This window comes from Phreatobacter oligotrophus (assembly GCF_003046185.1).
GTDB classification, from domain to species: domain Bacteria; phylum Pseudomonadota; class Alphaproteobacteria; order Rhizobiales; family Phreatobacteraceae; genus Phreatobacter; species Phreatobacter oligotrophus.
In genome coordinates this window covers 246547-261810 of record NZ_PZZL01000005.1, presented here as the reverse complement: position 1 = coordinate 261810, position 15264 = coordinate 246547, and the positions used below count along the sequence as shown (strand labels likewise).

Sequence of the window (15264 nt, the reverse complement as noted above, 5' to 3'; positions counted from 1 at the left end):
AGGCCCGTCAGAACGCGCCGTCCTTCTCACCGACAGGAGCATCCCATGCGAGCCTCACTGCTGCTCGTCGCCGGCCTGCTGGCCGCGACGCCGGCCTTCGCCGACGCCGAATTCCCCGCCACGCTGGCGGGTCACGCGATCCTGCCCGCCGACACGTTCATTGCCCCGCCGGCCGATGCCCCGGCCGACCTCCAGATCTCCGGCAAGTTCACCGGCGCTGCCCGCACCGACGCTGTCGGCACGGTGATGGGCCTGTCCGCGGGCCGTCCGACCGGCCTTTCCGTGCCGTTCCGCGGCCAGCCGGTGCAGGGCCATTCGGGCATTCGCCGCATGGCGGATGGCACCTACTGGGTGCTGACCGACAACGGCTTCGGCAACAAGCGCAACTCGCCCGACGCGATGCTCTTCCTGAGCCATTATCGCTTCGACTTCGAGAAGGGCACGATCGAGCGCATCGCCACCGTGTTCCTGTCGGACCCCGACAAGAAGGTGCCGTTCCGCATCGCCAACGAGGGCACCGAGCGCCGCTACCTGACCGGCGCCGACTTCGACCCCGAGAGCTTCCAGATCATCAATGGCAAGATCTGGATCGGCGAGGAGTTCGGCCCCTTCCTCATCCGCGCCGACATGACCGGCAAGATCGAGGCGATCTTCGAGACGCAGGTTGACGGTCAGCCCGTCCGTTCGCCCGACCATCCCGCCGTCACCACCCCGAACGCGCCCGGCGGCGCCGTGGACTTCCGCGTCCGCCGCTCCAAGGGCTTCGAGGGCATGGCCGCCTCTCCGGATGGCCGCTTCCTCTATCCGCTGCTCGAGGGCGCCCTGTGGGATCCCGCCACCCGCGGCTTCGAGCAGGTGAACGGCCGCGAGTACCTGCGCATCCTCGAGTTCGATGTGCAGGCCGGCCGCTACACCGGCCGCCACTGGAAGTACGTCCTCGACGAGAACGGCCTGTCGATCGGCGACTTCAACATGATCGACGCCACAACCGGCCTCATCATCGAGCGGGACGACAACGAGGGCGTGCCTGAGCGAGCCTGCCCGGCCGGCCAGCGCGCCGAGAACTGCTTCCATGCCCTGCCGCGCATCAAGCGCGTCTGGAAGATCGAGATGACCGACGCCAATGCCGGCAATGCCGTGCGCAAGATCGGCTTCATCGACCTCCTGAAGATCCGCGACCCGAACAACCGCTCGCGCGTCCCGCTGTCGGGCGGCCACTTCCAGATGCCGTTCTTCACCATCGAGAACGTCGAGGTGGTGGATGCCGACCACATCGTGGTGGGCAACGACAACAACCTGCCCTTCTCGTCCAGCCGCGACCCCAACAAGGCCGACGGCAACGAGATGGTGCTGCTGCGCGTGCCGGAATTCCTCCGCGCCCGCTGAGCGACCGCCAATCGCTGATCGGAAGGCCCGGGCCCGTGCCGGGCCTTCTGCGTCTGGGGGGTCAGGCGCTCGCGCGGCACATGCGCGTGAGCTTGCGGCGCACGGCGAAGATGCGGCCCCAGACATCGCCCTTGAGGTCGGGGCGGTAGCCCTCGTAGCCGAGGAGCTCGGCCCAGGGGAACTCCTCGTCGTGGAGCAGGTCGAACTCGGCGGCGAGCGTCGAGCGGATCATCTCGCGGTTCTTGCGGTTCTGGAACTCGAGCAGGACGAGGGAAGTCTTCGACAGGTCGAGATGGGCCAGGACCTCGCCCTCGCCACCCTCGATGTCGAGCTTCACCACGTCGGCGGAGGGGAGCGAGGCCGGATCGATCACGTCGACCTCGTAGGTCTCGACCATGGTGCCCTCGACGAAGGTGTCGCCGGCATAGGCCGCAAGGCCCGATTCCCCGTCACCCGCAAAGCGGGAATGGAAGGTGGCGCGCGTCTGGCCGCCCGGGAACAGCGCGGCATTGACGATGGTGATGTCAGCGCGGCCGGCCGTGTTGCGCTTCAGCAGCTCGAAGGTCCCGGGATGGGGCTCGTAGGAACGCACCCGGCTGCCCGGCCAGCGCAGCGAGGACCACAGCGCGAAGGAGCCGACATTGGCGCCGATGTCGAGGATGTCGAGGCCTGTGCCGTCATAGCCCGTCTCGTACTCGCCTTCGAGGACATGGCGGATCGCCGCCTCCATCGGCTCGGGGCAGGCGAGGGACATGGGGATCTGGGCAGTGAAGCGATGCACGGGCGGGTCTCCTGGCGCCAGGGCATCCTGACGCTGCGGTATCCAAGCGCTGATCGTGCTGTCGCGCAATGGCGGTGGGACGTCAGTCAGCGGACCTGCTGGCCGACACTGCCGCTGATCGCGGCCCGCAACTGCTCGGCCGCCTGCGCGATGGCGCCGTCATTGACGACGACCACGTCAGCCGCGACGGGTGCCGAGACCTTGCGGGCCGCGCGGGCAACGGGATCGCCGTCGGAGGGACGCGATCGCGCCGCGATGCGTGCGGCGAGCACCTCGGGCGAGGCGGTGATCTCGACCACGGTCACGTTGCGATAGCGGCGGCGGGCCTCGGCGATGATCTCGCGCGAGACGTTGCAGACGACGGTGCGGCCTGCGGCGATGGCCGCGTCGATCGTCGCGGGAATGCCATAGGCATGGCCATGCGCGGTCCATGACAGGACGAAGGCTCCCTCGGCCGCGAGCCGGGCGAAGCCTTCGGCATCGGCCTCGACATTGTCCTCCGCCGCCGACGAGGGGCGGGTCACCACACGGCGCGGGAAGACCACGGCTGCATCGCCCGCGAGCGCGTCGCGGACGGCACTGATCAGCGTGTCCTTGCCGGCGCCGCTGGGGCCGACCACGAGGACGAGGCGCCCCGGGCCAAGTGGCATGGTCGCCGCGCCGTGCATGTCAGGCCACCCGGCGGCCGAGGCGCCAGACCTCGCGGACCACCGGCTTCTGGCCGACAAGGGCGACCCGGACGAGGTCGCCGCGCTTGCCCACCGCGATCTCGCCGCGGTCGGTCATGCCGGTGGCGAGAGCAGGCTTCAGCGTCACCGTCTGGATGGCGCCGGGCAGGCCGCCCATGGCCGGCACGTCCTGCAGCCCGAAGGCGCCCTGGATGAGGCTGATCGGCACATAGTCGGAGGAGAGGATGTCGAGGACGCCCGCCTCGGCCAGTTCCACCGCCGAGACATTGCCGGAATGGGAGCCGCCGCGCACGACATTCGGCGCGCCCATCAGCACGGCGATGCCGGCGGCATGCGAGGCGCGGGCCGCCTCCACCGTCGTCGGGAACTCGGCGATGGAGACGCGGTCGGCGACCGATTCCGCCACGTGGTCCTCAATCGTGTCGTCATGGCTTGCCAGGGCGATGCCGCCCTTGTGGGCGAGGGCGACAAGCCCGCGCTTGTTCGGCTCGCCGATCTCGGCGGCGCGGGCGCGCCGGCTGTCGAAGAGGGCGTCGAGATCGGCCTCCGACAGGCCGGTCTTGCCGCGGTAATAGGTGCGCAGCTTCTCCTCGTCGCGGAACTGCCGCTGGCCCGGCGTGTGGTCCATCAGCGACATCAGGCGCACGTCGAAGCGGGCAAGATAGCTCTCCGCCTCCTCGACCACGCCGCGCGAGGGAATCTCGCAGCGCAGGTGCGTGTGGTGGTCGGCGCGCAGGAGGCCGGTGCGCTTCGCCGCCTCGATGGCCTCGGAGAGGTCGAGAAGGGCGTTGGAGACCGAGAAGCGGTCGTCGTCGCGGCCGACGCGCAGGCTGTCGAACACCGTCGTGATGCCGGAGGCCGCGATCTGCGCGTCATAGGCGAAGACGGCGGAGAGCGGGTCCCAGTAGACTTTGGGGCGCGGGGCGTAATGCGGCTCGAGATGGTCGGTGTGCAGCTCGACCAGGCCGGGGATGAGGATGTCCTCGCCAAGGTCGAGGGCACCGGGGTGCTGGCTGTCCGCCTCGATGGCGGTGATGATGCCATCCTCGATGGTGACGGTGCCAGCCACCTCGCGGTCCGCCAGCACGACGCGGCGGGAGAAAAGGGCGAGGGATCCGGTCTCTTCAGGGGCGATCTGTCCGGTCTCGGGCATGGCTGTCCTCAGGCGGCTGCGGCCGCGAAACGAGTCACGTCGACGATACGGCTTGCAACGCGCTCGCGCACGTCATCGTCGTGGAAGATGCCGACAATGGCCGTGCCGGCGCGCTTCTTGGTCTCGATGAGCTCGACCACGGCGGCGCGGTTGCGGGCATCGAGCGACGCGGTCGGCTCGTCGAGCAGCAGGATCGGATGGTCGGCGATGAAGCCGCGGGCGATGTTGACCCGCTGCTGCTCGCCGCCGGAGAAGGTGGCGGGCGGCAGCGACCACAGGCGCTCCGGCACGTTGAGCAGGGTCAGGAGGTCACGCGCGCGGCGTTCGGCCTCGTCCCGGTCGATGCCGAAGGCGGTGGCCGCCTCGGCCACCACGGCGAGGGCCGGCACGCGCGGAATGACGCGCAGGAACTGCGAGACATAGCCGATGGTGGTGCGGCGAAGCGCCAGCACGCGGCGCGGCGCGGCGCTCGCGACATCCACGGTCTCGTCTCCGGCGACGACCGCGATGGCGCCGCTGTCGGCGCGATAGTTGCCGTAGATCATCTTGAGGATCGACGACTTGCCGGCGCCCGACGGGCCGCCGAGAACGACGCATTCGCCGGCCGCAACGGTCAGGCTCACGCCGGAGACCACGGGGATCACGAGGCCCCCCTGCAGGTGCATGGTGAAGGTCTTGCCGAGGTCGCGGATGTCGAGGAGGGGCGCGGTCATGTCCGTCCTCACGGCTGCAGGATCGAGGAGACGAGGAGCTGGGTGTAGGGCTCGCGCGGGTCGTCCAGCACCTGGTCGGTGAGGCCGGTCTCGATGGCGCGGCCGTCCTTCATCACGAGGATGCGGTGCGACAGAAGGCGGGCGACCGCCAGGTCGTGGGTGACGACGATGGCCGCGAGGCCGAGATCGGCGACGAGGCCGCGCACGAGGTCGAGCAGGCGCGCCTGGACCGAGACGTCGAGGCCGCCGGTCGGCTCGTCCATGAAGACGAGGCGCGGGGCGGTGACGAGGTTGCGGGCGATCTGCAGGCGCTGGCGCATGCCGCCCGAATAGGCGGTGGGGCGGTCGTCGATGCGCGAGGGGTCGATCTCGACGCGCTCCAGCCAGGTCTCGGCCTCCTCGCGGATGCGGCCGTAATGACGCCAGCCGACCGCCATCAGCCGCTCGCCGACATTGGCGCCGGCGGAGACGCCCATGCGGAGCCCCAGTTCGGCATGCTGGTGGACGAAGCCCCAGTCTGTGCGGAACAGGAAGCGGCGCTCGGCCTCGGAGAGGGCGAGGATGTCGCGGGTGATCCCGTCACGCATCCGGTAGAGGACGCGGCCGTCGGTCGGTTCGAGCTGGCCGGAGAGCAGCTTCAGCAGCGTCGACTTGCCGGAGCCGGATTCGCCCACCACGGCGAGGACCTCGCCGGGAAAGAGCTCGAAGCCGATGTCGCGGCAGCCGAGGCGGGCGCCGTAGAACTTGGTCAGGCCCTCGGCGGTCAGCAGCGGGGTGTCCATCTCGGTGCTCGCGTGGCTCATGGCCGCGCCCTTTCGGAAATGCCCAGCCCGTCACCCCCGGCGAGGCTCAAAGCGGCGACGCGAACGCATCTTGCGTTCGCTCGATGCTTTGAGGCCGAGGGAAGGGGGTCCAGGAGTGGCAGGGAGCCAAGGTCCTTGAGACTGCGATGCGGCCTCTGGATCCCCTTCCCCTCGCTTCGCTCGGCCGGGGATGACGGGGGGAGGGTTGCCTCGCTCGTGGTGACTCGAGTCAGGGTGCCGCTCATTCCGCCGCTCCCGCGATCGCCGCAGGGGCCTCGCCGAGCAGGGCGCCGCGGTGGCCCTCGGCGCGCCGCTCCTCGCAATGGTCGGTGTCGGAGCAGACGAACATGCGCCCGCCCGCGTCATCGGTGATGACCTCGTCGAGATAGGTATGCGTCGCGCCGCAGAGGCCGCAGGCATGGTCGAACTTGGTCGGCTCGAAGGGATGGTCCTCGAAGTCGAGCGACACGACCTTGGTGTGCGGCGGCAGGGCGTAGATGCGCTTCTCGCGGCCGGCGCCGAAGAGCTGCAGCGCGGCGCAGTCGTTCATCTTCGGATTGTCGAATTTCGGCGTCGGCGAGGGGTCCATCACGTAGCGGTCCTCGACCTTCACCGGATAGGCATAGGTCGTGGCGATGTGGCCGTGCTTGGCGATGTCCTCGTAGAGCTTCACGTGCATGAGGCCGTAATCCTCCAGCGCGTGCATGACGCGCGTCTCGGTCTCGCGCGGCTCGAGGAAGCGCAGCGGCTCGGGTATCGGCACCTGGTAGACCAGCACCTGGTCGGCCGAGAGCGTCTTCTCAGGAATCCGGTGGCGGGTCTGGATGACGGTGGCCTTCGCCGTGTGGGTGGTGGTAGCGACGCCTGCGGTCTTCTCGAAGAACTTGCGGATGGAGACGGCGTTGGTGGTGTCGTCGGCGCCCTGGTCGATGACCTTCAGCCGGTCGTCGGGCCCGAGGATGGCGGCGGTCACCTGCACGCCGCCTGTGCCCCAGCCATAGGGCATGGGCATTTCGCGGGAGGCGAAGGGCACCTGGTAGCCCGGAATGGCGATCGCCTTGAGGATGGCCCGGCGGATCATCCGCTTCGTCTGCTCGTCCAGATAGGCAAAGTTGTAGCCGGAGGCGGTGGGCTGGTGGGTCATTCCGCGGCCTCCTTGAGCACCACGTCGGCAGCGGCCTGCCGCTCGGCGATCTCGCGCCGCATCTGGCGGATGAGGCCGAGTTCGGCCTGGAAGTCGACGTAGTGCGGCAGCTTCAGGTGCTCGACGAAGCCGGTCGCCTGGACGTTGTCCGAATGCATCAGCACGAATTCCTCGTCCTGCGCCGGGGCTTTCACCTCCTCGCCGAGCTCTTCGGCGCGGAGCGCCCGGTCGACGAGGGCCATGCCCATGGTCTTGCGCTCGCAATGGCCGAAGGCGAGGCCGTAGCCGCGGGTGAAGCGCGGCGGCTCGGTCGCCGAGCCCTTGAACTGGTTGACCATCTGGCACTCGGTGACGGTGATGTCGCCGAGCGGGACGGCAAAGCCGAGATCCTCGGAGAAAAGCTCGACCTCAACCTCGCCGAGGCGGATCTCGCCGGCGAAGGGATGGGAGCGGCCGAAGCCGCGCTGCGTCGAATAGCCGAGCGCCAGGAGGAAGCCCTCGTCGCCGCGGGCGAGGTTCTGCAGGCGCAGGTCGCGGCCGGCGGGGAGGTCCAGCGGCTCCCGGGTGAGATCCGGCACGGGAGCGTCGGGATCGCCGGGCGGGTTGCGCTCGATGAGGTCGTCGGCGCCGAGCAGGTCGGTGACGCGCGGCATGGCCGTCTCGTCCGCCGCCGCGCGGGCCGGCTCGGGCGGCTCGCCGCCCGCCTCCAGCAGGAAATCGATGAGGCGATGGGTGTAGTCGAAGGTCGGCCCCAGAACCTGGCCGCCGGGAATGTCCTTGAAGGTCGCCGAGACACGGCGGGAGACCTGCATCGCGCCGGTATCGATCGGCTCGGTGGCGCCGAAGCGCGGCAGGGTGGTGCGGAAGGCGCGGACGAGGAAGGCCGCCTCCACGAGGTCGCCGCGCGCCTGCTTGATGGCCAGCGCCGCAAGGTCGCGATCATAGAGCGAGCCCTCGGTCATGACGCGGTCGACCGAGAGGGTCAGCTGCTCGCGGATCTGGGCGGGCGCGACTTCCGGCACCGCCGGATCGCCGCGGCGGCGGTGGGCGAGGAGCCGGTGGGCATTGTCGATGGCGCGTTCGCCACCCTTGACGGCCACATACATGGTTCAGGCCTCCACGGTGACGCGGGTGGTCCGCGGCAGGGCGGCGACGCCCTCGGGACCGGCGAGGACGAGGTCGACGCCGCGCGGGAAGAGGGCGTGGTTGGCGGCAAGGCGCGGAGCGATGTCGGCGGGAAGGCCGGCCACCGCGAGATGGGCGTGGCCCTTGATCCCCGGACCGGCGAGATCCAGGCGGATCAAGCCGGGCGCGACCCCTGTACCTCTCCCCGGCGGGGAGAGGTCGGCCAAAGGCCGGGAGAGGGGGTGAGCGGAGGTTGGTGCCCCCTCTCCCGGACGCTGCGCGTCCGACCTCTCCCCGCCGGGGAGAGGTGTGGGGAGTGCAGCGCCCAGGGACGCCACCTGCAGGATCAGCGTGGTCGAGCGGTCGGGGTAGATGTCCGTGCCCTGCGCGAAGGTCTCCAGATCGACAAGCGCGGCCCCATCGGCGATCAGAGCAAAGGCGGCACGGGCCGGCTCGGCGATGATCCGCGCGCCGGTGTGGAAGGTCAGCCAGGCGCCGACATCGGGAGCCGCCGCAAGGGCCCGATCGAGCCAGAGCGGCGTCTCGTAGTCGGCGAGGGCCACCGCGATGGCCGCGGCCGTGGGGCTGAGGGGCGCGGGCGCGCCGGCGAGGCCGGCGATGGGCTGCACCGAGCCCGGCCGGGCCATGGCGTTCATCACCGCGCGAAAGGTGCCTTGAGCGTCGCGGACGGGATCGGCGAAGGCGAGGGCGACGGCCATCAATTGTCTCCGCGGACCATGGTGAAGAAGTCGACGCGGGTGGCGGCGGTGCGCTCGCGCTTGAGCGTGGCTTCGGCGTCGATCCGTGCGCGCACCGGCGCCAGCACCGCCTCCACCGCCTCGCGGGTGGCGGGCGCCTGCCAGAGCGCATCGGCGAGGGCGGCCAGCCGCGCCTTGTCCTTGTCGCGGCCGAGCACGTGGCCGTAGCCGATCTCGCCGCCGGGCAGGGCGAGCGCGGCGCGGGTCACCGTCGCCTCGCCGAGATTGAAGGGCGCGCCGTCGCCGCCGATGCGGCCTCGGACCATCACGAGGCCGATCTCGGGGGCGCGCAGGACTTTGGCGTCGGCGGCAAGCGTTTCGAGCGCGGAAAGCTCAGGCACGGTCGCCCGGGCGACCACCGCCATGATAGCCTTGCGGGCGCTCGTCGAATCGCTGTGGGCGGGTTCGGTGTGCATGATTGGTGTATTCATCTAGACCAATTATGTCCTACAACGGCAAGCGTGCGGCGGGCAAGCGGAAATGCGGTTCCGGCGTGATCGGATGGCCCGTCCTATCGGCCCGGCCGATGACAGGAGCATGACGGAGGCAGGATGCTGGCGAGGGGCAGGGGCGTCACGGTCTGGCGCCAGATCGCCGAGACGATCGAGGCGGAGATTGCCGGGGGCGGGCTGACGCCCGGCACGCGGCTGCCGACCGAGGCCGCGCTGACGGAACGCTTCGGCGTCAACCGCCATACCGTGCGCCAGGCGATCAAGTCGCTGGTGGACAAGGGCCTGGTGCGGGTGACCCAGGGGTCCGGCACCTATGTTGAGGCGAAGCCGCTCTCCTACCCGATCGGCCGGCGCACGCGCTTCTCCGAGATCGTGGTGGGACAGGCACGCGACCCCGCCGGCAAGCTGCTGGGCTTCCGCGAGATGGGCGCGAGCGTCGAGATCGCGGAGGCGCTGGACCTGTCGCCGGAGGATCCGGTGGTGATGGTCGAGAGCGCCCATTTCGCCGATGGCGTGCCGATCTCCTGGGCGGTCACGGCCTTTCCGCTGCCGCGCTTTGCCGAGGTGCCCCAGGTCTATGGCGCGACCGGCTCGATCACCGCGGCGCTCGCCGCCTGCGGCGTGCCGGACTATCGCCGCGCCACGACGCGGATCGGCGCGTCGGTTGCCGATGCCGTCGATGCGAAAAGGCTGGAGATCGCGGAGGGGCGACCGGTCCTCGTCATCGACAGCGTCAATGTCGATCCCGAGGGCGTGCCCATCCAGTGGGCGCGCTCGCATTTCTGCGCCGACCGCGTCCGCCTGACGGTCGGCGGCTGAGGCTCAGGCCGCCTTGCGCTCGCCGATGAGGGCGAAGCGCAGCCGCGTCGAGACCTGGTCGATGATGGCGACGGTGACGAGGATCATCAGGATCAGCGCCGAGACATGCTGGTACTCCAGCACGCGGATCTGCTCGGCGAGGTGCAGGCCGATGCCGCCGGCGCCGACGATGCCGATGATGGTCGCCGAGCGGGTGTTGCTCTCGAAGAAGTAGAGCACCTGGCTGCCGAAGATCGGCAGGACCTGCGGCAGGATGCCGAAGCGGATCGCGTGCAGCGAGCTGCCGCCGGTGGAGGCGACGCCCTCGGAGGCCTTGCGGTCGGCGGCCTCGATCGCCTCGGAGAAGAGCTTGGCGAAGAGGCCGAAATTCGAGCAGATCAGGGCGAGGACGCCGGCGAAGGGGCCAAGCCCGACGACGCTCACCCAGATCAGCGCCCAGATGAGTTCGTCCACGCCGCGGATCGTGTCGAGGAAGCGGCGCGAGGCGAAGTGGATGACGATGTTCGGCACGATGTTCTTCGCAGCCAGGAACCCGACCGGCAGGGCGAGGATCGCCGCGGTGAAAGTGCCGAGGAAGGCGATGGCGACCGTCTCGCCGAGCGCATGCATGTAGATCCAGAACTTCGCCCAGGTGTCGGTCGAGGGCGGCAGCATGAACCAGATGAATTCACCGAGCTTGCCGATGCCGGTGATGATGCGGCCGGGCTGCACGTCGAGGGCGACGAGCCCGTAGACGAAGAGCAGGACCATCCCGCCAAGAATGACCAGAGGCTGCAGCCGGGTCCACAGCGGGGGTGAGAAGACCTGCGGGTAGCCGGCGGCGAGCGCCTCGCGGTCGTCGAGCGCGGCCTTGCGGAGCGGATGGATCGCGTCGGTCACGAGCGGTTCTCCAGTCCGATGAAGTGGTGGCGCAGCCGCTCGGTGCCGAGGTCGATCAGCATGACGGTCAGGACGATGAGCACCAGGATGGCGGAGACGTCGGCGTAGTAGAACTTGCGGATCGCCTCGACGAGGTCCTGGCCGATGCCGCCGGCGCCGACGAAGCCCATGACCGCCGCGCCGCGGACATTCACCTCGAAGCGCAGCAGGGCGTAGCTGGCATAGTTCGACATGACCTGCGGCAGGACGGCGAAGCGCATACGCTCGGTCCAGGTGGCGCCCGTGGCGGTGAGGCCGTCCAGCGGCTTCATGTCGATATTCTCGGCGACCTCGGCAAACTGCTTGCCCAGCGCGCCGAAGGTGTGGACGGCGATGGCGAGGAGACCGGCCAGCGGGCCCAGGCCGAAGGCGACGACGAAGATCAGCGCGAAGACGATTTCAGGGACCGTTCGGCAGAACTCGAGCCAGCGCTTGGCGAGGAAGCCGATCGTGCTGTTCGGCGTGAGGTTGCGGGCCGAGAGGAAGGAGAAGACGAAGCCGCCGATGGCGCCGGAGAGCGTGCCGACATAGGCGATGAGGATCGTCTCCCACAGCAGCTTCAGCCACTTGTCGAAGCCCCACATCCACTCGACCACGTCGAAGAGGACGAAGCGGCCGGCATAGGGGCCCTGTTCCAGGGTGAAGATGCGGCCGAGATAGTCGGTGAAGCGCCAGAGATTGGTGAAGAAGGTCGCCGGCTTCACGTCGGCGACGATGCCGGCGACGATGAAGGCGCCGACGAACAGCACCAGCCCGATGAGCACCTGCCGGCGCTTGGCGGAGACCGCCTCGGCATAGGCGCGGGCGAGGGGCGCAAGCTGGTGGTCTGGCAGGCTCTGGACGGTGTGGGACATGGCGTCTTTCTTCAGCTCCGCCGCCGCCGCATCTGGTCGATGTAGCGTGAGAGGTCGATCATCACGCGATAGTCCTCGGCCTTGACGGGCACGTAGCCGGTGGCATTGCCGTCGCTGATGCGCAGGAAGGCCTCACGGCCCTTTTCCGCTGCATCCACGAAGGCCTGCTGGACGGCGCGCCGCAGCGGTTCGGGTGTCGAGCGCATCATCGCCACCGGCGAGCCGGGGATCAGCTCGGACCGGAAGACGATGCGGAAATCCTCGGTCTTCACCATGCCCTTCGTGGCCATGCGCTGCAGGTTCGACTCGCGCTCGGTGTTCCACCAGTTGAAGGCCGCGTCGCAGGTGCCCTGCGAGAGCGCGATGACCGCATTCTCGTGGCTGCCGGAATAGACGACCCGGTCGAAATGGCTTTCCGGCTCGATGCCGAGCTTGGACAGGGCATAGCGCGGCACGTTGTTGCCGGACGCCGAATTCGGATCGACAAGGCAGAGGTTGCGGCCGCGCAGGTCCTGGAGCGAGCGCGCGGTATCGTTCGCGCGGACGTAGAGCACCGAATAGTAGCCGATGGCGCCCTCGGAATTGGCCATCGTGACCAGTGGCTCGATGCCGTCCTGCGTCACGATGGAGGCGCGGGTATAGGCTGCCGGACCCATATGGGCGATATGCACCTGACCGGAGCGCAGGCCTTCGATCACCGCCGCATAGTCGTTGGCGATGCGGATCGTGACTTTGACGCCGAGGGTGCGCGACAAGTACTCGGCAAAAGGTGCGAAGCGGTCGATGACGCCGCCTGAATTCTCCGCCGGGGTCACCGAGAGGACAAGTTCAGGATAGGCGCGCCGCCAGTCCTCGGCCTGGGCAAATGCGTTGCCGGCCCAGGGAAACGAGGCAAGGAGCGCGAGGGCGTCGCGACGGGACTGCATGGCTCGTATCCGGGTTCGGCAGGAAATCGGCCGGGCTCCCGCACCACGGCGGGAGCCCGGCGTTCCATCAGCTGCGGTTGCGGCGCATCTGGTCGACGAAGCGCTGCAGGTCGACGATGGACTGGTAGTCGGCGTGGGTGGTGGGGCGGAAGCCCTGGTTCTTGCCATCCGACCAGCGGTCGAAGGCGGCCTTGGCCTTCACCGGGGCCTCGACGAAGGCCTTGGTGAGGGCGGCCTTGGCCTCCTCGGGCAGCGAGGTCAGGTAGGCGACCGGCGAGCCGGCGATGAGGTCGGACTTGAAGATCATCTTGAAGTCCTCGGCCTTCACCATGCCCTTCGCCACCATGCGGCTGAGGTTGGAGTCGGTCTCGGAGTTCCACCAGTTGAAGGCGGCGTCGCAGGTGCCCTGCATGACGGCGGTCACGGCGTTCTCGTGGCTGCCGGCATAGACGACGCGGGAGAAGAACTGGTCGGGGGTGTTGATGCCGAGCTTCGACATGGCGAAGCGCGGCACGTTATTGCCCGAGGTCGAGTTGGGGTCGACGAGGCAGAGGTTCTTGCCGCGCAGGTCCTCGATGCGGGTCGCCGGGTTGTTGGCGCGCACATAGAGCACCGAATAGTAGCCGACCGAGCCGTCCTGCAGGACCTCGACCACGAAGGGCACCACGCCGCCATTGGTGACGGTGTGGGCGCGCACGTAGGACGACGGGCCGTAGAAGGCGAAGTGGATGTTGCCGGCGCGCTGGCCCTCGATGACCGCGGCATAGTCGTTGGCGACGCGCAGGGTCACTTTGGTGCCGAGCTCACGGGTCAGGTACTCGGTGAAGGGGGTGTAGCGCTCGACGGTGCCCGAGGCGTTTTCGGCCGGGATGACGGCGAAGACGAGCTCGGGGAAGCGGGTCTGCCAGGCGCCCTGGGCGGAGGCGGCGGCGGGCAGGAGCGGCAGGCCGGCAAGGCCGGCGACAAGCTGGCGGCGGTCGAACATGGGTCAGATCTCCGAACGGTCGGGTTTCAGGCGGGAACCGCGGCGGGCAGCGCCGGCGCGGGCATGGGAACGGGGGTATGGCCGTCGAGGACCTCGCCGGACTCGATGCCGTAGAGCTGGCGGGCGACGTCATCGGTGAGCGCGTCGGGCGCGCCGTCGAAGACGACGCGGCCCTGGGCCATGCCGACCAGCCGGTCGCAGTAGGAGCGGGCGAGGTCGAGCGAGTGGAGATTGCAGACGACGGTGATGCCGTAGTGCCTGTTGATCCGCTGCAGCGCGTCCATGACGATGCGGGTGTTGCGCGGGTCGAGCGAAGCGATCGGCTCGTCGGCGAGGATGATGCGCGGCTCCTGCACCAGGGCGCGGGCAATGGCGACGCGCTGCTGCTGGCCGCCGGAGAGGCTCTCGGCGCGCTGGGCGGCGAGCCCGGCAATGTCGAACTGCTCGAGGGCGGACAGGGCGATGGCCTTGTCCTCGGCGCTCCACAGCTTCAGCAGCGATCGGGCCTGGCCGACATGGTTCAGCCGGCCCATCAGCACGTTGGTGAGCACGTCGAGGCGACCGACCAGATTGAACTGCTGGAAGATCATGGCGCAGGACTGGCGCCAGTCGCGCAGCGCCGCGCCCTTCAGGCCGGTGACGTCCTGGCCTTCGCAAAGGATGCGGCCGGAGGAGGCGTCCTGCAGGCGGTTGATCATGCGCAGCAGCGTCGACTTGCCGGCGCCGGAACGACCGATCACGCCGATGAAGGCGCCGCGGTCGATCTCGAGGGACACATTGTCCACCGCCGTCATCGTGCCGAAGCGCCGTGTCAGCCCTTCGATCCTCAGCATGGCACACTCCCGGGACGGGCAGACGCCGAACGGACGCCCACACTCTCTCGGGTCGGCTCTAGGAGTGCTGCATTACAGTCGTGTGACAGTCCCCGGGTGGCGATTTGCCCGCGCTCCCAGAGCGAATACTGTGGACACTGTCATCACATCGTCATGTTGGCGTCATCCAAGGCAGCCTGCTGAAGCATTGACCACGGACGCCGCATCATGAGCCGCCTCGGCCTCGAGCCTTCCATCCACCCGACCGCCATCGTCCGCGACAGCCGCTTCGGCGCCTACACCGAGGTCGGCGCGCGCACGGTGATCTCCGAGACGGTGATGGGCGACTACTCCTACATCGTGCAGGACGGGCAGATCGACATGTCGACCATCGGCAAGTTCTGCTCGATCGCCTCGCATGTGCGCATCAATCCCGGCAACCACCCGATGGAGCGTGCGAGCCAGAGCCACTTCCTCTACCGGGCCTCGCGCTATTTCGACGGCGAGCCGGACGAGGCTGGCTTCTTCGACTGGCGGCGCTCCCATGCGGTCACCATCGGACATGACGTGTGGATCGGCCATGGCGGCGTGGTGCTCGCCGGCAAGTCGGTCGGAACGGGCGCGGTGGTGGCGGCGGGCGCCATCGTCACCAAGGATGTCGCGCCCTACACGGTGGTCGGCGGCAATCCCGCGCGGGTGATCAAGCGGCGCTTCAGCGAGGCTGTGGCCGAGCGGCTCATGGCGCTCGCCTGGTGGGACTGGGAGCACGAGCGGCTGCGGCAGGCCCTGACGGATTTCCGCACCCTGCCGGTCGAGGGCTTCCTGGAGAAGCACGGCGGCTGAGTCGCGGCCTTCGGGCGCAGCCGGCCTTCATTAAGCCTTGTTGTGCGGTGCAGCATTGATCCATGTCGTCGCCCCGCGACGCCGTGGACGGGAGAGTGCGGCG

The 15264-nt window shown here is 69.0% G+C and carries 17 protein-coding genes; 3 read left to right on the top strand and 14 right to left on the bottom strand.

Translation table 11 applies throughout. The annotated features are described in order from the left end of the window. Window positions 1-45: 45 nt before the first annotated feature. Entirely contained in the window at window positions 46-1386 is a 1341-nt protein-coding gene (locus tag C8P69_RS13480) for an esterase-like activity of phytase family protein (RefSeq protein ID WP_108177937.1), read from the top strand. A 61-nt stretch (window positions 1387-1447) separates the two neighbouring features. On the opposite strand, the gene C8P69_RS13475 is transcribed toward C8P69_RS13480, so the two are convergent. The 9 genes from C8P69_RS13475 to phnG form a co-directional block, all read right to left on the bottom strand. Beyond that, the gene (locus C8P69_RS13475; protein ID WP_108177936.1) at window positions 1448-2167 is read right to left on the bottom strand and encodes an FkbM family methyltransferase; all 720 of its coding nucleotides are present in this window, start codon (window positions 2165-2167) and stop codon (window positions 1448-1450) included. 86 nt (window positions 2168-2253) lie between these two features. Next, on the bottom strand, window positions 2254-2835 hold the full coding sequence (phnN, locus tag C8P69_RS13470) for a phosphonate metabolism protein/1,5-bisphosphokinase (PRPP-forming) PhnN (protein ID WP_108177935.1): 582 nt from the start codon (window positions 2833-2835) through the stop codon (window positions 2254-2256). Window position 2836: 1 nt separating this feature from the next. Next, window positions 2837-4009 (bottom strand): alpha-D-ribose 1-methylphosphonate 5-triphosphate diphosphatase, encoded by a 1173-nt coding sequence (locus C8P69_RS13465; RefSeq protein ID WP_108177934.1) that lies wholly within the window; start codon window positions 4007-4009, stop codon window positions 2837-2839. Between the two features lie 8 nt (window positions 4010-4017). Next, the gene (gene phnL, locus C8P69_RS13460; protein WP_108177933.1) at window positions 4018-4722 is read right to left on the bottom strand and encodes a phosphonate C-P lyase system protein PhnL; all 705 of its coding nucleotides are present in this window, start codon (window positions 4720-4722) and stop codon (window positions 4018-4020) included. 8 nt (window positions 4723-4730) lie between these two features. Further along, complete coding sequence (gene phnK / locus C8P69_RS13455) at window positions 4731-5504, bottom strand: phosphonate C-P lyase system protein PhnK (RefSeq protein ID WP_425440760.1); 774 nt, start codon at window positions 5502-5504, stop codon at window positions 4731-4733. Between the two features lie 262 nt (window positions 5505-5766). Further along, window positions 5767-6669 carry an alpha-D-ribose 1-methylphosphonate 5-phosphate C-P-lyase PhnJ gene (locus C8P69_RS13450; protein WP_108177931.1) on the bottom strand — a complete coding sequence of 301 codons (903 nt, stop codon included), beginning with the start codon at window positions 6667-6669 and terminating at the stop codon, window positions 5767-5769. After that, complete coding sequence (locus C8P69_RS13445) at window positions 6666-7775, bottom strand: carbon-phosphorus lyase complex subunit (protein WP_108177930.1); 1110 nt, start codon at window positions 7773-7775, stop codon at window positions 6666-6668. The genes C8P69_RS13450 and C8P69_RS13445 overlap by 4 nt, the downstream gene beginning before the upstream one ends. 3 nt (window positions 7776-7778) lie before the next feature. After that, window positions 7779-8513 carry a phosphonate C-P lyase system protein PhnH gene (gene phnH / locus C8P69_RS13440; RefSeq protein WP_108177929.1) on the bottom strand — a complete coding sequence of 245 codons (735 nt, stop codon included), beginning with the start codon at window positions 8511-8513 and terminating at the stop codon, window positions 7779-7781. Beyond that, on the bottom strand, window positions 8513-8968 hold the full coding sequence (phnG, locus tag C8P69_RS13435) for a phosphonate C-P lyase system protein PhnG (RefSeq protein WP_108177928.1): 456 nt from the start codon (window positions 8966-8968) through the stop codon (window positions 8513-8515). The genes phnH and phnG overlap by 1 nt, the downstream gene beginning before the upstream one ends. A gap of 135 nt (window positions 8969-9103) precedes the next feature. Between phnG and phnF the strand changes: the two genes are divergently transcribed. Then, window positions 9104-9823 (top strand): phosphonate metabolism transcriptional regulator PhnF, encoded by a 720-nt coding sequence (gene phnF, locus C8P69_RS13430; protein ID WP_108177927.1) that lies wholly within the window; start codon window positions 9104-9106, stop codon window positions 9821-9823. Window positions 9824-9826: 3 nt separating this feature from the next. Here the strand turns inward: phnF and phnE (C8P69_RS13425) are convergent, their stop codons facing one another. From phnE (C8P69_RS13425) to phnC, 5 genes are all read right to left on the bottom strand, one after another. Further along, a complete protein-coding gene (gene phnE, locus C8P69_RS13425) occupies window positions 9827-10702 on the bottom strand; it encodes a phosphonate ABC transporter, permease protein PhnE (protein ID WP_245902026.1) in 876 nt (291 codons plus the stop codon). Next, window positions 10699-11595: a phosphonate ABC transporter, permease protein PhnE gene (phnE, locus tag C8P69_RS13420; RefSeq protein ID WP_108177926.1), complete on the bottom strand. Its 897-nt coding sequence runs from the start codon at window positions 11593-11595 to the stop codon at window positions 10699-10701. Before phnE (C8P69_RS13420) ends, phnE (C8P69_RS13425) begins: the two co-directional genes overlap by 4 nt. An 11-nt stretch (window positions 11596-11606) precedes the next feature. Beyond that, window positions 11607-12521: a phosphonate ABC transporter substrate-binding protein gene (gene phnD / locus C8P69_RS13415; protein ID WP_108177925.1), complete on the bottom strand. Its 915-nt coding sequence runs from the start codon at window positions 12519-12521 to the stop codon at window positions 11607-11609. Between the two features lie 67 nt (window positions 12522-12588). After that, window positions 12589-13506, bottom strand: a complete 918-nt coding sequence (gene phnD / locus C8P69_RS13410; RefSeq protein ID WP_108177924.1) for a phosphonate ABC transporter substrate-binding protein — start codon at window positions 13504-13506, stop codon at window positions 12589-12591. A gap of 26 nt (window positions 13507-13532) precedes the next feature. Next, window positions 13533-14339: a phosphonate ABC transporter ATP-binding protein gene (gene phnC / locus C8P69_RS13405; protein WP_108177923.1), complete on the bottom strand. Its 807-nt coding sequence runs from the start codon at window positions 14337-14339 to the stop codon at window positions 13533-13535. A gap of 207 nt (window positions 14340-14546) precedes the next feature. On the opposite strand from phnC, the gene C8P69_RS13400 reads away from it, so the two are divergent. Continuing rightward, window positions 14547-15161 carry an LbetaH domain-containing protein gene (locus C8P69_RS13400; protein WP_211353826.1) on the top strand — a complete coding sequence of 205 codons (615 nt, stop codon included), beginning with the start codon at window positions 14547-14549 and terminating at the stop codon, window positions 15159-15161. The last annotated feature ends 103 nt before the right edge of the window (window positions 15162-15264 follow it).

Excerpts from the sequence above, each read along its gene's own strand:
- C8P69_RS13480 (WP_108177937.1), top strand. The coding sequence starts at position 46 with ATGCGAGCCTCACTGCTGCTCGTCGCCGGCCTGCTGGCCGCGACGCCG.
- phnN (WP_108177935.1), bottom strand. The coding sequence starts at position 2,835 with ATGCACGGCGCGGCGACCATGCCACTTGGCCCGGGGCGCCTCGTCCTC.
- C8P69_RS13465 (WP_108177934.1), bottom strand. The coding sequence starts at position 4,009 with ATGCCCGAGACCGGACAGATCGCCCCTGAAGAGACCGGATCCCTCGCC.
- phnL (WP_108177933.1), bottom strand. The coding sequence starts at position 4,722 with ATGACCGCGCCCCTCCTCGACATCCGCGACCTCGGCAAGACCTTCACC.
- phnK (WP_425440760.1), bottom strand. The coding sequence starts at position 5,504 with ATGGACACCCCGCTGCTGACCGCCGAGGGCCTGACCAAGTTCTACGGC.
- C8P69_RS13450 (WP_108177931.1), bottom strand. The coding sequence starts at position 6,669 with ATGACCCACCAGCCCACCGCCTCCGGCTACAACTTTGCCTATCTGGAC.
- C8P69_RS13445 (WP_108177930.1), bottom strand. The coding sequence starts at position 7,775 with ATGTATGTGGCCGTCAAGGGTGGCGAACGCGCCATCGACAATGCCCAC.
- phnH (WP_108177929.1), bottom strand. The coding sequence starts at position 8,513 with ATGGCCGTCGCCCTCGCCTTCGCCGATCCCGTCCGCGACGCTCAAGGC.
- phnG (WP_108177928.1), bottom strand. The coding sequence starts at position 8,968 with ATGCACACCGAACCCGCCCACAGCGATTCGACGAGCGCCCGCAAGGCT.
- phnF (WP_108177927.1), top strand. The coding sequence starts at position 9,104 with ATGCTGGCGAGGGGCAGGGGCGTCACGGTCTGGCGCCAGATCGCCGAG.
- phnE (WP_108177926.1), bottom strand. The coding sequence starts at position 11,595 with ATGTCCCACACCGTCCAGAGCCTGCCAGACCACCAGCTTGCGCCCCTC.
- phnD (WP_108177925.1), bottom strand. The coding sequence starts at position 12,521 with ATGCAGTCCCGTCGCGACGCCCTCGCGCTCCTTGCCTCGTTTCCCTGG.
- phnD (WP_108177924.1), bottom strand. The coding sequence starts at position 13,506 with ATGTTCGACCGCCGCCAGCTTGTCGCCGGCCTTGCCGGCCTGCCGCTC.
- phnC (WP_108177923.1), bottom strand. The coding sequence starts at position 14,339 with ATGCTGAGGATCGAAGGGCTGACACGGCGCTTCGGCACGATGACGGCG.
- C8P69_RS13400 (WP_211353826.1), top strand. The coding sequence starts at position 14,547 with ATGAGCCGCCTCGGCCTCGAGCCTTCCATCCACCCGACCGCCATCGTC.